Genomic DNA, 13905 nt, shown 5'->3' with positions numbered 1-13905 from the left:
GCAGGCCCTTTGCAAGCCGGGGCGCGGCCGTTTCACGGATATGTCAGGCGGAGCCGGACATTTGGTTTGGCCGCGTGCCCGGCAAGTCACACGGCTCACTTCGCCAGCGACGCCACCGCCTCGATCTCGATCAGCATCTTCGGATCGGGCAGCGCCTGCACCACGCAGGTGGTGCGTGCCGGAAAAGGCGGCGGACCGAACGCGCCGGCATAGAGCGCGTTCATCGCGGCGACGTCCGAGGTGCGGGTCAAGAGCACATTGACCTTGACGAGGTCGCGCGTGGTGGCGCCGGCTTCGTCCAGCACGCGCTTGATGTTGACGACGACATTGGCGAACTGCGTTTCGAAACCGTCCGGCAATGCGCCCTTGGCGTCGAAGCCGGGAATGCCCGACACGAACAGAAGATCTCCAACGCGCGTCGCGAAGGACAGCGGCGGCGCCTTGACATGTGGCGGGGGTGCGAAATGCTGGATCGGCATGGGGACCTCGGATGCAATGGTGACGGCGTTCGCGAAGAGCGTAGCGGTGTGCGAGGCGTGCTCCAAACAGAAAACGCGAAAACAACCCCATGCACAGTAGAAATCGTTGCCGAAATTGAAATTCGGTAATTAAGAAATTTGTATTGACCCGTCGGGCAAAACAGGGGCAGGATGGCATGGTGGGATAACGCGGGGTGTGCAGCACCACGCTCCGCTCGCGCCTCGACACCCCCATCATGTTGCCGCCGCGATCGATCGGATAGATTGCGGCGTCTGATTCGCTTTCCTCCCAGAAAATAGCCCCGGAGACGCCCCATGAAGATTGCTTCCACCTTGCGTGCCGCGCTCGTCGCCATTGCCGCGCTGGCCGGCCTCTCGACCGCGGCGCAGGCCGACGGCGGCACCGTGGTGCTGACGATCTACAAGGCGGGCTGGTTCATCGGCGGTTCGGGCGGCTCGGGCGTGCTGAACTTCCATGGCCGCTCCTATGCGCTCTCGACCGGCGGGCTCGATTACGGCCTGGTCTTCGGCGGCTCCAAGACCGTGCTGCGCGGCCGCGTCTCCAACATCAATCGTCCCTCTGACGTCGCCGGCGTCTATGGCGCCGCCGGCGCCGGCCTCGCCGTCGGCCGCGGCGCCCGCGCCATCGTGCTGACCAACCAGAAGGGCGCGGTGCTGGAGCTGTCGGGCTACCAGACCGGCCTGATGGCGAATGCGGATTTGAGCGGGCTTGCGATCACCATGCGGTAAGGCGCGGTGCCGTAGGACAAGGTGCCGGAGGGTGGGTCAGCGAAGCGTAACCCACCACGTCTGTCACCGCGGAGACCAAAGAGGTGGGTTACGCCTGCGGACTACGCTTCGCGTAGCCGCGGGCCAACCCACCCTACGGACTGCGGATTACCCACTCACCATCGCATGCACCCGCTCGCAATGCGCGACGAGGTTCTTCTGCGCGTCGACGAACGCTTTCAGCGGCGTCGGGATCGGAAAATAATAGATATTGGCGATGAAGCCGTAGATGCCGGCATCGCAGCTGGTCGGCCGCTCGCCGTCGACAAAACCGCTCATGGGTACGATCTCGGCCAGCACCTGTAAGTCGGCAAGTCCCCGCGCGTAGGCCTGCTCCGGCGAGTAGCGGCCGATGCCCTGGTAGTGATAGCGCTGCGCATTGTAGGCCTTCGCCTTCTCGAAACCTGCTGCGTCGATCTGCGGATGCTGGGCGATGAAGCCGTCGCGAAACGCGGGGTAGTAGCGCTCGTCCTTCCAGCGCGAATACGACATCACCCAGTAGAGATCGTCCAGCATGCGCGTGACGAGATGATGCGTCCGGCGCTGCGCAGGCGACAGCGCGGCATCGATGGTGAGGTGATATTTTGCGATCGCATGCGCAATGATGGTCTCGCTGTCGCCGATGGTCTCGCCGTCGTCGACGACGTAAGGCAGCTGCCCGCGCGGCGCGGCGGAGGCATCGAACACATGTTCATGCACGAACGGCACGCCGGCGAGCTTGAGGAAGGCATAGACCTTGAGCCCATAGCCGTTGTTGTCGGCGACGCCGAACAGTTCTGGATAGGAATAGAGGGTCAGCATGGTGGCCTCCTTACTCCCGGGCCGGTACGTCCGCCCGTTTGTCCGTCGTGCTCGCCTGTGCGCGCTTGCCGGAGCGGATCATCAGGAACGATCCGGATGTGCCCGGCAGTCGCCAGCGCCCGTCGATCTCGGTCGCCTCGCCATTCATGATGCCATCATACTGGACGATGTCGAAGCCATAGCCCGGCGGCTCGTAGCGCTTGACGAAGGAGACGACGCTGCCGGCGCGATGGCCTGATATCGAGGCGCTGTGGGTGCGCACCGGGCAGCGCGGGTTCGAGCAGGGCTCGGTGACGTGGCCTCCGAGCGCGCCGCCAGCCTCGATCAGCGTCGCCGTGAACGTGACCATTCCCGTGCCAGGCTGGATGTAAGTGCCGTCCCAGACACCGGAGAGATCGTCGCTCATGCGGCGGCTTCCTCTGAATGATTTTGCCGGTTGATCCCGGTTCTTCCATTCAAAGTCGTATCGCCCTGGTCACGCCCTTGCAATAGTCCGCTCGCGACGTCGATCGATCGGAGGATGCGCGAGATCAATCGTCCGGTGGAGAGGGACGATGCGTATGGGGGATGACGGTGCCGTAGGGTGGGCACTCACTGTGTCGTCCCGGCGGAGGCCGGGACCCATACCGCGCAGTCCATCGGTTGTGGACGGTAGAAGTACCGAACGGCGAGTCTTCGCCAAACCTCGGCCTGTGGTTATGGGTCTAGGCCTTCGCCGGGACGACGGCGGTGTTTGACGCGCTATCGGTAATCCAAGCTTCACAGCGACCCGCTTCTTCAATCCGTCTTGCATCGCTATACTGCCGACTTCAGCTGAATGGTGATCTCATGACAAGCGAATTGGAAGGCAAGGTTGCGGCCGTGACCGGGGCCGCGTCGGGCATCGGGCTCGCGAGCAGTGAGGCGATGCTGGCTGCGGGCGCGCGCGTGGTGATGGTCGACCGCGACGAGGCGGCGCTGAATGCGCTCCGCAACAAGCACGGCGATGCATTGATCCCGCTGGTCGTCGACCTCCTGGATCCCAAAGACTGCGCCACGCTGCTGCCGCGCATTCTGGAGAAGGCAGGCCAGCTCGACATCCTGCATGCGAATGCCGGCACCTATGTCGGTGGCGATCTGGTGGATGCCGACACGACGGCGATCGACCGGATGCTGAACCTGAATGTCAACGTCGTGATGAAGAACGTGCACGACGTGCTGCCGCACATGATCGCGCGGCGGACCGGCGACATCATCGTCACCAGCTCGCTGGCGGCACATTTTCCGACGCCATGGGAGCCGGTCTATGCGTCGTCCAAATGGGCGATCAACTGCTTTGTCCAGACCGTGCGGCGCCAGGTCTTCAAGCACGGCATTCGCGTCGGCTCGATCTCGCCCGGCCCGGTCGTCACCGCGCTGCTCGCGGACTGGCCGCCCGAGAAGCTGCAGGAAGCAAGGGATTCGGGCAGCCTTCTGGAGGCGAGCGAAGTGGCTAGTGTGGTGATGTTCATGCTGACGCGGCCGCGCGGCATGACCATCCGCGACGTGGTGATGATGCCGACGAATTTCGATCTTTAGGCCTACTCTCGCAGGGTGGCTTAGCGAGGCGCTGCTTACTGCTCGGCGGAAATCGTTTGCTCTGTCGCTCAATATGATTGACGTGATCAATCATAAGTTGTAGAAATAACGCAGTCAATTACGTGCGCTACTGGATACTGTTTGCGTGTAGTCTGCGACGATTGCGATGCACTCCATTGATGGTCCTGGAAAGACATTCAATCCTGAAGCGTTTAAAGACTTTGATCTTGATCTGAACAAGAGCGAAGTCGAGGGGCTTCGCCGTCAGCTTCAGGAGTTAAGGCAAAAGAGGTCGTATTATACGGCCTTGGGTCGATTCGTGCCAGCGACGGGGTTGCTATTCTTCGTCGCGTTTTTTGCGATCTACATCAAATGGCAATCTCCCTATCTGTTGGCAGCAGGCGCCTTTTATCTGATCGTGGCAATCGCCTTTCCGATGTTTTCCTACGCCGGAGCGATCGATACTGAAATTGAAGCTATCGAAAGCGAAATTGCACTTCGACTAACGGGAGCCGAAGCGACAGAACAGAGAGCTGAGCGTCTCTTCAAGGCTCACGGTATCGACTTGCGAAGATATTATCAGCAAACGCTTCGCCATAGCGCATTCGTCTTCGCTACCGGAATTAGTTGCGTCGTGCTCGGCTTCGGTATCGTCGGTTATACATTGTACGACCTGAAGCACGTCGAAGGCTTGTCCGAGAAAGTCCTGACAGGGGCGTTTGGATTGGTCTCCGGAGTGCTAACTAATTTTGTGGCGGCGATTTACCTTAAGATGTTTGCCGAGACGATAACGACGTTGACTGGATTCCACAGAAAGCTAGTGACCACTAACCATTTGCATTTCGCAAACTTTCTCTTGGCCAAAGTATCCGATCCTGCGAAGCGTGATGAAAACTATGCAAGACTCGCAGCCCTGATTGCTTCTGCGAGTACAGCGGAGAAGGACAATGTCTAATCCTTTCCTCCTCATTCTTCTTCGTGTGGAAGTTCCATTTGAGATATGGATTGTCTTGGTCGTCTGTACTGGTGGAATTTATTTGATTGTGTTTCTCTTTCGCAGGGAGCCAGAAGCTCCTGTGGCTCAACGCGCTGAACTCGAACTTGGCGCGTTGCTTGGAGACATTACGACCGCAGTTATGGGAGGTCGCGAAGAGGAAATTTTGAAACTTGTCTGGTCAAGGTATCCAGTTCAAGAAGAAAGAAAGGCTTGGTTGGTCGGCATAACTAAGCTTGGCCTCAACGAGGTCCTCTCGTCAGACGAGATCAGTGTGGGCAGCCTAGAGGATGCGAAGAAGCGGCTCGTCGCGGGTGGTATGCCCCAAGATTTTGCAGAGCAACTGGTCGGAGCCATCATCCGCTCCCTGATCGCCATGCAGTCTGGCCGAACTGACGAGAAGACCCCTTCTCCAGAAGCGTTTTGACGGCGCCGTAAGTGCGTGGCAGTTAGAGCTATCTCAGGAGTCGAGGTGCGAGATCCAATTTGCCAGTTGCAGCCACGGCTCCAGTGTCCAATGCCCGGACGCCGCCCCCGACGGCGACGGCAGCACGAAGATCTCCGGCAAGCTCGCATCGCGCGGTTGCCGCCCGAGCGCAATCGCAGCTGACGGCCTGCCATAAAACAAGCTCGCCGCCTTCTTGCTCGTGAACGCAATCGTCCGCGGCCGATATTTTTCGATCTTCGCCCTGAACCCCGGCACGTCGATCGTCTCCGCCGCGATCTGGTGATCCATCCCCGCGCCCGACTTGGAGAGATCGGTGAAGCCGATCCCGAGTTCGATCAGCGCGGCGAACTCGCTTGGCTGATAGCGCCGCGGCGTGATGCCGGCCTCATGAAGCGTGCGCCAGAAGCGGTTGCCGGGATGGGCGTAGTAATGCCCGAGCTCGGCCGAGCGCGTCGAGGCGGCGGTGCCGACGAAGACGAGGCGGAGGTTGGGAAGGAGCTGATCGGGGAGGCGGTGGGTAGCAACCGTAGGCAAATTGCGGATCCGTGCGATCATTAGAGAATGAGTGTGCTCGCCGATCGCTTCGTGGTTGATCCTAAGAGCTGACCGAGCATGTGGATAGCTTCTGTCACGAGCTTTCCAATTTTGATTGTTCTGGATATGTTCCTTGATTGATCTTTTCATTCTCTGCCGCTCTTTCGGATCTCATTTGCCGCCTTGAGGGGGCTATTCGGTGCTGGACCAGATGTCTGAAAAAGAGGTCGGAGCATATCGGGATCGGTATTGCGCGTTCGTCGATATCCTAGGCTTTCGACAGCTGATTGATCGTCTAGGTACTGAGTCAAGTCAGTTCGACGCGCTGCGAGCGTTACTCGCAAGAGTGCATGGAGCCAAGTCTGATGGTCCTAGCGAGCAACAGTCTGACTTCCGCGCGCAGAGCATATCCGACGCTGTTGCGATCTCCACTCTACCTACGCCGAGCGGCTTAGCTGAAATCTTCAATGTGCTAGAATTGCTGGCAGTTGATCTGCTCGTCGAAGGATACTTTATCCGCGGCGCAGTTGTGCGTGCGCCCCTTTATCACGACGACAAAATGGTATTCGGCAGGGCGCTTGTACAAGCGTACAGCCTTGAATCAGAGGTCGTTAAATTTCCCCGCATCATGGTAGCGCGCAACGTCCGCGACGATATCATCCGTTTCGCGGCAGATTCCAAGCTTCGCGTGAGCTCTCCTGACGCGAAGTGCTTGCGGCAATCTCTAGATGGGCCAATGTACCTCGATATTTTACGGCCCGTGGTCTCGCTGCTAAAAAAGAACGAGCATCCATTCCAGAAGCTTACGTCGGAGGAGAAGATCAGGCATCGTAAGTATCTTGGCATTCGTGAGCGAATTCAGCAGCGCTACGAGGAGTCAATGGACTCTCCCCGGCATTTTGAAAAGGTGCGATGGTTCGCTCAATATTGGAATGAGGTAATTCCGAACGAATTCAACCTTCGTCTTCGGGATGCCGATCGAACGTTTTAGTCACTAAGATCCAGACTATGTTACCGATTGATCTTGCCATTTTTTCCCCAAAGGAGATCTGGCAACGCGACGGAATGATCCATATCTAGTTAAGGTTTAGGGGGTGAAAATTGTAAACCATTGGAGGAACGCGTGAAAGTGCCTGAAGTAGCTAGTCGACTACGTGCTATCGCCACTAAATTGAAGCTTTCCCGCCCGAGCGAGGCTACAGAGCTGGTAGAGTTAGCCGATGAATTACGGCGTAGGCCCTCAATCGGCGCTCGCGCCCCGGCAACCAGTACGCCAATGACGCCAGATCTCGCCCAAGATATTCGGGACTATGCCAAGGCGAATCCGGGAATGTCACAGCAAGCAATTGCAGAGGCGTTCAACGTCAATCACGGCCGTGTCAGCGAGGCCATTCGAGGTAAACGAGCCTAGCGCTGCTAGGTAAGAAGGTCGGTAAGACAAGCCTTGGACTTGTGGTCGTTGCTGCCAAAGTCGAGAATGGTGAAAAGTACCATTCTCGATTCTCGGTGATTTATGCAAAATACGTCGCACGCTGTCATGTCTCAGCGAGTTGAGTCTAAAGCTAGCGCTGACGATTTTCCCACTCCGCCGTGGGCAACGCGGGCATTGATCGAACACGTCTTGCAAGAGAAGACCGCGTTGAAACGGCTGACATGCTGGGAGCCCGCCTGTGGGGCAGGTCACATGTCGAAGGTTCTTGTAGACTATTTCGAAGTGGTTTGTTCCTCAGATGCGTACGAATATGGGTACGGAAACATCTTTGATTTTGTGAGAATGCGACCTCAAGACCACTCGTGTGATTGGATCATAACCAACCCACCATTCAAGCATGCGCAAACGTTTGTGCTGCACGCTCTAGAAATTGCCAAGTGTGGTGTAGCAATTTTGGCTCGTAGCGTGTTTCTTGAAAGTGTGGGGAGATACCGCTCGGTATTTCGAGACAGGCCGCCTAGCGCTTTTGCGCAATTCGTTGAGCGTGTGCCAATGGTCAAAGGCCGGTTAGACCAAAAGGCATCCACGGCAACCGGCTACGCGTGGTTTGTCTGGCGTAAAGAAGACTTGATTGAGGCACCCAGGCTAATCTGGATACCTCCATGCAGAAGAGAGCTAGAACGGGAGGGAGATTACGATGCTCCCCCTCCCGTTGTACCCAAAGGTGAAACTGCTGACGCGGCAGATTTGGAAGTGTGAAGCCGCCTCACAACACCCGATTACTCTCCTTCACCTTCTCCGCATCCAGATAAACGCTGCTCCCCATCTCCTTGAACTTCGCGCTCATCTTCGCCATGCCATCCTCTGCGGTGCCCTGCATCGACATCCCAACCGAGTTCGGATCGTTCAGCGTCGCGGCGTAGTCGCGGACGTCCTGCGTGATCTTCATCGAGCAGAACTTTGGGCCGCACATCGAGCAGAAATGCGCGACCTTGTGGGCTTCCTTCGGCAGGGTCTCGTCGTGGAAGTTTTTCGCCGTGTCGGGGTCGAGGCCGAGGTTGAACTGGTCGCTCCAGCGGAAGTCGAAACGGGCGCGGGACAGCGCGTCGTCGCGGAGCTGGGCGGCCGGGTGGCCCTTGGCGAGATCGCTGGCGTGAGCTGCGATCTTGTAGGTGATGACGCCGGTCTTGACGTCGTTGCGGTCGGGTAGCCCGAGATGCTCCTTCGGCGTGACGTAGCAGAGCATGGCGCAGCCGAACCAGCCGATCATGGCGGCACCAATGCCCGACGTGATGTGGTCATAGCCCGGCGCGATGTCGGTGGTCAGCGGTCCAAGCGTGTAGAACGGCGCTTCGCCGCACTCCTTGAGCTGCTTGTCCATGTTGATCTTGATCTTGTGCATCGGCACGTGGCCGGGGCCTTCGATCATGACCTGGCAGCCCTTGTCCCACGCGATCTTCGTCAGCTCGCCGAGGGTCTCCAGCTCCGCGAACTGCGCACGGTCGTTGGCGTCGGCGATCGAGCCGGGACGCAAGCCGTCGCCGAGCGAGAACGAGACGTCATACTTGCGCATGAGGTCGCAGATCTCGTCGAAATGCGTGTAGAGGAAGCTTTCCTTGTGATGCGCCAGGCACCACTTCGCCATGATCGAGCCGCCTCTGGAGACGATGCCGGTGACGCGGCTAGCGGTGAGGTGGATGTATTGCAGGCGCACGCCGGCGTGGATGGTGAAATAGTCGACGCCTTGCTCGCACTGCTCGATCAGCGTGTCCTTGTAGAGTTCCCAGGTCAGCTTCACGGGATCGCCGTTGCACTTCTCCAGCGCCTGGTAGATCGGCACCGTGCCGATCGGCACCGGTGCGTTGCGCAGGATCCATTCGCGCGTGGTGTGGATGTTGCGGCCCGTCGAGAGGTCCATCACGGTGTCGGCGCCCCAGCGGATCGCCCACACCATCTTCTCGACCTCTTCCTCGACCGACGAGGTCACCGCCGAGTTGCCGATATTGGCGTTGATCTTGGTCAGGAAGTTGCGGCCGATGATCATCGGCTCGAGTTCGCTGTGGTTGATGTTGGAGGGGATGATGGCGCGGCCGCGCGCGATCTCGTCACGCACGAATTCCGGCGTGATGAAGGCGGGCACCGAAGCGCCGAAGCGCTCGCCGTCGGCAAGGGCTGCTTCCGCGCGCTCGAGCTGCTGCTTGCGGCCGAGGTTTTCGCGGGCGGCGACGTAGATCATCTCCTTGGTGATGATGCCGGCGCGGGCGAATTCGAGCTGGGTGATCTTGTGGCCGTCGAGGCCGCGCAGCGGCTTGTGATAGGCCGAGAAGGCGCGCGCGGCGTTGTCGGTGGAGACGCTGCCATTGTCCTCCGGCTTGATCTGCCGGCCCTGATATTCCTCGACGCCACCACGCTCCAGCACCCATTGCTTGCGGCCGCGCGCGAGGCCGGCGTTGACGTCGATGGTCACGGACGGATCGGTATAGGGGCCCGAGGTGTCGTATACCGGCAGGTTCGGCTCGCCGGCGCCTTCGGACAGGATGATCTCGCGCAGCGGCACGCGCAAATCGGGCGCGGCATCGGGCGAGGCGAAGATTTTTCGCGAGGAGGGCAGCGGGCCGGTGGTGACGGCGGGGATGGTCTTGTCGGGATTGGAGCGGATGTTCATTGGATCCTCCGGTTTAATTCTGGTGTGCGTGCGTCTGGGCGACGCTGGTGAGTTCTTGCTCCGTCATTGGGAGCGCAGCGAAGCAATCCAGAATCTCTCTGCGGAGACGGTCTGGATTGCTTTGTCGCAAGTGCTCCTCGCAATGACGGGTGGAGAGAGTGGAGTGCATCACGCCGGCTCCTTCTGGCCGAGCCACTGCCGCACCCGCGCGTCGGGGTCGGCGTTCTGGGTGACGTCGCTGACCACCGCGATGGAATCCGCGCCTGCCGCAAAGATCTCCGCGGCGTGCTCGAACTTGATGCCGCCGATCGCGACCAGCGGAATGTCGCCGATGCGCTTCTTCCATTCCGTGATCTTCGGAATGCCCTGCGGCTCGAAGCGCATCGATTTGAGCGTGGTGAAGAAGATCGGGCCCAGCGCGACGTAATCGGGTTGTGCGGCGAGCGCGGTCGCAAGCTCGTCGTCGTCATGCGTGGAGATTCCGAGCGACATGCCGGCCTCGCGGATCGCCTTGAGATCGGCGTCGGCGAGATCCTCCTGGCCGAGATGCAGATATTTTGCGCCGGCGACGATCGCCGCGCGCCAGTAGTCGTTCACGACCAGCTTGGCTTGCGTGCCCTTGGTGATCTCCAGCGCATCGGTGACGATCTGGAGCGCGTCGGCGTCGTTCAGCTCTTTCGTGCGCAGCTGAATGGTGCCGACGCCGAGCTTTGTCAGGCGTTCGACCCAGGCGAGGCTGTCGACGACGGGATAGAAACGATCAGGATACGCGTTGCGATCAGGATACGGCATGCCAGAACGGGGTCCCAACGACAGGGGTGGAGGGTGAGGCGAAATCGCGGGCGTTCATCAGCCCGGCCTCGTAGGCGGTGCGGCCGGCCTCACAGCCGAGGCGGAAGGCGTTGGCCATGGCGACGGGATCGGCGGCCTTGGCGATGGCGGTGTTGAGCAGCACGGCGTCATAGCCGAGTTCGAGCGCCTCGGCGGCATGCGAGGGCGCGCCGATGCCGGCGTCGACCACCAGCGTGATGTCGGGCAGGCGCTCGCGCAAAAGCTTCAGTGCGTCGCGGTTGATGATGCCCTTGGCGCTGCCGATGGGCGCGGCCCACGGCATCACCACCTTGCAGCCGGCATCGACCAGGCGGTTGGCGACCGAGAGATCCTCGGTGCAGTAGGGAAATACTTCAAAACCGTCCTTGATCAGGATGGTTGCGGCTTCGACGAGGCCCACGACATCGGGCTGCAGCGTGTCGTTGTCGGCGATGACCTCGAGCTTGATCCAGGACGTCGCAAACAATTCGCGTGCGAGCTTTGCCGTGGTCACGGCCTCGCGCACGCTGCGGCAGCCGGCGGTGTTCGGCAGCACGGCGACGTCGAGCTCGCGGATCAGCTTCCAGAACGCGTCCCCGGTCTTGCCGCCGGCGGATTCGCGCCGCAGCGACACCGTGACGATGTTCGAGCCGGCGGCGCGGATCGCCGCCTGCATGATCGCAGGCGAGGGATAGAGCGCGCTGCCGATCAGCAGGCGGGAGGCGAAGGTTTTGCCGTAGAAGGTCACCATGTTGGAGGTGTCTCCTCAATCTCACTGTCGTCCCGGCGAAGGCCGGGACCCATAACCACAGGATTTGGTTGGGACAGTTGGTCTCTCCCCGAGTGCCCCAAGCGAGATCACGCGGTATGGGTCCCGGCCTTCGCCGGGACGACAGGTGGAAGGGGTCTGCGCCACCATCATCTCATCCTCCCTGCCGCGGCGTGATGATCTCGATCTCGTCGCCGGCCTTGAGGTGGGTCTCGGCCCAGCGGCTCTTCGGCACCACGTCGTAATTGAGCGCGATCGCGAAATGCGTGCCCTCGTAGTCGAGCTCTGAGAGCAGCGCGTCGACGCTGGCCGAATTGATTTCGCGTTGCTCGCCGTTGACGGTCACAAGCATTGCATCACCTCATTGTCGATCTGGCCGCGCTCGACATAATTAAGCGTCAGCTCGGCCAGCGCGGGCGCGATCAGGAAGCCGTGGCGGTAGAGCCCGTTGACGCTGATCCGGCCGCCGCGCACCCCGATACGCGGCAGATTGTCCGGAAAAGCCGGGCGAAGGCCCGAACCGAATTCGACGATGCGGGCCTCGCCGAAGGACGGATGCACCGCATAGGCCGCGCCGAGCAGCTCCAGTGCGGAGCGGACGGAAACGCCGGTGTCCTCGGCCTCGATCGAGGTCGCGCCCAGCATGAACAGATTGTCCTCGCGCGGGATCACGTAGAGCGGCCAGCGCGGATGGATCAGCCGCACCGGGCGCGCCAGCTGCACCTCGTCGGTCTCGATCAGGATCATCTCGCCCTTGACGCCGCGCAGCTCCGGCTGCTCGTCGCGCGCACCGAGGCCGCGGCAGTCGATCACGATGCCGCCCTGGCCTTGCAGGTCCTGGGCGGTGACGTCGCTGTCGAACTTGATGGTGCCGCCGGCAGCTTTGATGCGCTCGTGCAGCTTCGGCAGCACGCGGCGCGGCTCGACATGGCCCTCGTTCGGGAAGAACAGCGCATCGCGGAAGCGGCCTTCCAGCGACGGCTCGAGCTCGGCAAGGCCTGCGGCATCGAGCCGGCGGTGCTCTTCGGTCATGCGCGCAAAGCGCTCGAAATCGTTGCGCTCGCGCGGGTGCGCGACGACGAGCGAGCCGTTGAAGGGCGTATCCGGCAATTCGCGCCGCCAGATGTCGAGGGAGCGCTGGCCAAGCCTGGAGATGATGGGTTCGGCGACCTCGGCCTCGCAATAGGGCGCGAGCATGCCGCCGGCCCAATGGCTGGTGGCATCGGTCATGGTGGCGTCACCGCGCTCGTGCAGGGTCACCGCATGGCCGGCCTGCGCGAACAACAGCGCCTGCCAGGCCCCCGCAATGCCTGCTCCGATGATGGATACCGGTGAATCCGGTCGTTTGGTCGTCTGCAACATCCCTGTCCCTTCGCCGGCATGACCCGGATCAGGTTCAAAGGGTCACCGCGGTCCTGGGCAGCCGGTGTTGGCCGTATAGCCCATTTAGCGGTATCTCAGCTCCTCCTCGGAGCACCCCTCGGAACGGCTCTAATGTAGGCTAGTGGGGCGGGGTGGTCAACGCGTTAGCCACAGACCAGTCATTCCGGGATGGTGCGAAGCACCAGACCCGGAATCTCGAGATTCCGGGTTCGATGCTCCGCATCGCCCCGGAATGACGATCAATAGTGTGGAACCTGCGCCCGCGCGTTGCGGACATGCTGGGTGAGTTTCCGGTGCGGGAGGCTGCCGAACATCGGCTGCGGATTGCCGTTCGGCTCGAGCCAGGGCTCGTTGCTGGCCTCCTGCACCATCGCCCGCTGCTGCTGCTGGCGCTGCTGCTTTGCAACGTAGTAATAGCCGCCCGCGAAATAACGCACGGCTCTTGCGTGGTCGCCATTGGCGGCGTGATAGGCGCCGGCGAGGTATTTGACCGCGTAGGTGAGGTTGGTGTTGGGATCGCGCAGGCCGCTCGCATCGCCGGTGTAGCCGAGGCCGCGGGCGGTCGCGAGCTTGATCTGCATCAGCCCGATCGTGCCGCCACGGCCGACGAGGCCAGGCTGATAACGGCTCTCGCGCATGATGACACGATGCACGAGCGCCTCCGGCACGCCGTTGGCGCGCGCATGCATGGCGACCATCTCGGCATATTCGGCCTGGCCTGCGAAGGCGGCCTGCGGCAACATCAGCCCCGCCGCAGCGAGAACGGCAATACGCAAAATTTTCATTGAAGTATTCCTCGGCAGAACTGACCCGCCCCGTGCGCGTTAGGCCGTGGGAACACGGCGATGATGTGGCGAAATGCCACCAGCGGCGATTTTCGCCGAGCCGTCGTTTTTACGACTCAAACATGGGTTAATTTCGGAGCTGGCGGAGTGCCTTACGCGACAGCAGGTCTGTCCATTCGTGCAACCGCCCAAAAACGCGACACCAGCATTCGGGAGGACGTCCATGACCCGAGCAGACATCGACGATATCCCCACACAGAACCCATGTGCCCAGTGCGGCGCGCCGATCGCGCGGCCCGACTGGATCGAGCCGGGCGAGGGACGCGTCTCCTATCTCTGGAGCTGCCACGCCTGCGGCTATCGCTTCGAGGCGATCGCGATCTACCATGAGGCGGCTATCGAACATCCGCCGCTCGCAGCCTGAGCTTGTCTTTCAAGAGGGCATGATCTTTTCGGAAA

16 protein-coding genes and 1 riboswitch are annotated in these 13905 nt (G+C 60.9%); of the genes, 6 read left to right on the top strand and 10 right to left on the bottom strand.

Translation table 11 applies throughout. From position 1 onward, the window contains the following. Window positions 1–95 precede the first annotated feature (95 nt). Window positions 96–479: a RidA family protein gene (locus JQ587_RS24895; protein ID WP_212298971.1), complete on the bottom strand. Its 384-nt coding sequence runs from the start codon at window positions 477–479 to the stop codon at window positions 96–98. A 315-nt stretch (window positions 480–794) separates the two neighbouring features. Here JQ587_RS24895 and JQ587_RS24890 point away from each other — a divergent pair, with 315 nt between their 5' ends. Beyond that, a complete protein-coding gene (locus JQ587_RS24890) occupies window positions 795–1229 on the top strand; it encodes a hypothetical protein (protein ID WP_212427033.1) in 435 nt (144 codons plus the stop codon). A 147-nt stretch (window positions 1230–1376) separates the two neighbouring features. Here JQ587_RS24890 and JQ587_RS24885 read toward each other — a convergent pair whose 3' ends face one another. Beyond that, the gene (locus JQ587_RS24885) at window positions 1377–2069 is read right to left on the bottom strand and encodes a glutathione S-transferase family protein (RefSeq protein ID WP_212427032.1); all 693 of its coding nucleotides are present in this window, start codon (window positions 2067–2069) and stop codon (window positions 1377–1379) included. A gap of 10 nt (window positions 2070–2079) precedes the next feature. Next, the gene (locus JQ587_RS24880) at window positions 2080–2475 is read right to left on the bottom strand and encodes a hypothetical protein (protein ID WP_212298968.1); all 396 of its coding nucleotides are present in this window, start codon (window positions 2473–2475) and stop codon (window positions 2080–2082) included. Window positions 2476–2897: 422 nt separating this feature from the next. Between JQ587_RS24880 and JQ587_RS24875 the strand changes: the two genes are divergently transcribed. The 3 genes from JQ587_RS24875 to JQ587_RS24865 all read left to right on the top strand — a co-directional run bounded on the left by JQ587_RS24875 (window position 2898) and on the right by JQ587_RS24865 (window position 5047). Further along, entirely contained in the window at window positions 2898–3626 is a 729-nt protein-coding gene (locus tag JQ587_RS24875) for an SDR family oxidoreductase (RefSeq protein WP_212427031.1), read from the top strand. A 166-nt stretch (window positions 3627–3792) separates the two neighbouring features. Beyond that, window positions 3793–4581 carry a hypothetical protein gene (locus JQ587_RS24870; RefSeq protein ID WP_212427030.1) on the top strand — a complete coding sequence of 263 codons (789 nt, stop codon included), beginning with the start codon at window positions 3793–3795 and terminating at the stop codon, window positions 4579–4581. After that, window positions 4574–5047: a hypothetical protein gene (locus tag JQ587_RS24865; RefSeq protein WP_212427029.1), complete on the top strand. Its 474-nt coding sequence runs from the start codon at window positions 4574–4576 to the stop codon at window positions 5045–5047. Before JQ587_RS24870 ends, JQ587_RS24865 begins: the two co-directional genes overlap by 8 nt. 33 nt (window positions 5048–5080) lie before the next feature. On the opposite strand, the gene JQ587_RS24860 is transcribed toward JQ587_RS24865, so the two are convergent. After that, window positions 5081–5623: a mismatch-specific DNA-glycosylase gene (locus JQ587_RS24860; protein WP_212427028.1), complete on the bottom strand. Its 543-nt coding sequence runs from the start codon at window positions 5621–5623 to the stop codon at window positions 5081–5083. A 178-nt stretch (window positions 5624–5801) separates the two neighbouring features. On the opposite strand from JQ587_RS24860, the gene JQ587_RS24855 reads away from it, so the two are divergent. Next, window positions 5802–6593 (top strand): hypothetical protein, encoded by a 792-nt coding sequence (locus tag JQ587_RS24855; protein WP_212427027.1) that lies wholly within the window; start codon window positions 5802–5804, stop codon window positions 6591–6593. A gap of 1207 nt (window positions 6594–7800) precedes the next feature. Here JQ587_RS24855 and thiC read toward each other — a convergent pair. From thiC to JQ587_RS24825, 6 genes are all read right to left on the bottom strand, one after another. Then, entirely contained in the window at window positions 7801–9699 is a 1899-nt protein-coding gene (gene thiC / locus JQ587_RS24850; protein WP_212427026.1) for a phosphomethylpyrimidine synthase ThiC, read from the bottom strand. A gap of 168 nt (window positions 9700–9867) precedes the next feature. After that, window positions 9868–10491 carry a thiamine phosphate synthase gene (locus tag JQ587_RS24845; protein ID WP_212427025.1) on the bottom strand — a complete coding sequence of 208 codons (624 nt, stop codon included), beginning with the start codon at window positions 10489–10491 and terminating at the stop codon, window positions 9868–9870. Next, on the bottom strand, window positions 10478–11260 hold the full coding sequence (locus JQ587_RS24840) for a thiazole synthase (RefSeq protein WP_212298960.1): 783 nt from the start codon (window positions 11258–11260) through the stop codon (window positions 10478–10480). Before JQ587_RS24840 ends, JQ587_RS24845 begins: the two co-directional genes overlap by 14 nt. A 172-nt stretch (window positions 11261–11432) precedes the next feature. After that, window positions 11433–11630 (bottom strand): sulfur carrier protein ThiS, encoded by a 198-nt coding sequence (thiS, locus tag JQ587_RS24835; protein ID WP_212298959.1) that lies wholly within the window; start codon window positions 11628–11630, stop codon window positions 11433–11435. After that, window positions 11621–12640, bottom strand: a complete 1020-nt coding sequence (locus JQ587_RS24830; RefSeq protein ID WP_212427024.1) for an FAD-dependent oxidoreductase — start codon at window positions 12638–12640, stop codon at window positions 11621–11623. The genes thiS and JQ587_RS24830 overlap by 10 nt, the downstream gene beginning before the upstream one ends. Further along, window positions 12628–12769, bottom strand: a riboswitch (TPP riboswitch). It overlaps the preceding gene by 13 nt. A 131-nt stretch (window positions 12770–12900) precedes the next feature. Then, window positions 12901–13446, bottom strand: a complete 546-nt coding sequence (locus JQ587_RS24825) for a lytic transglycosylase domain-containing protein (RefSeq protein ID WP_212298957.1) — start codon at window positions 13444–13446, stop codon at window positions 12901–12903. A 223-nt stretch (window positions 13447–13669) separates the two neighbouring features. On the opposite strand from JQ587_RS24825, the gene JQ587_RS24820 reads away from it, so the two are divergent. Continuing rightward, window positions 13670–13870: a hypothetical protein gene (locus JQ587_RS24820; protein ID WP_212298956.1), complete on the top strand. Its 201-nt coding sequence runs from the start codon at window positions 13670–13672 to the stop codon at window positions 13868–13870. The last annotated feature ends 35 nt before the right edge of the window (window positions 13871–13905 follow it).

Origin of the sequence: Bradyrhizobium manausense, assembly GCF_018130615.1 — a bacterium.
GTDB classification, from domain to species: domain Bacteria; phylum Pseudomonadota; class Alphaproteobacteria; order Rhizobiales; family Xanthobacteraceae; genus Bradyrhizobium; species Bradyrhizobium manausense_A.
Note: the sequence above shows the minus strand (reverse complement) of the source record. Positions and strands in the feature narration are given on the sequence as shown.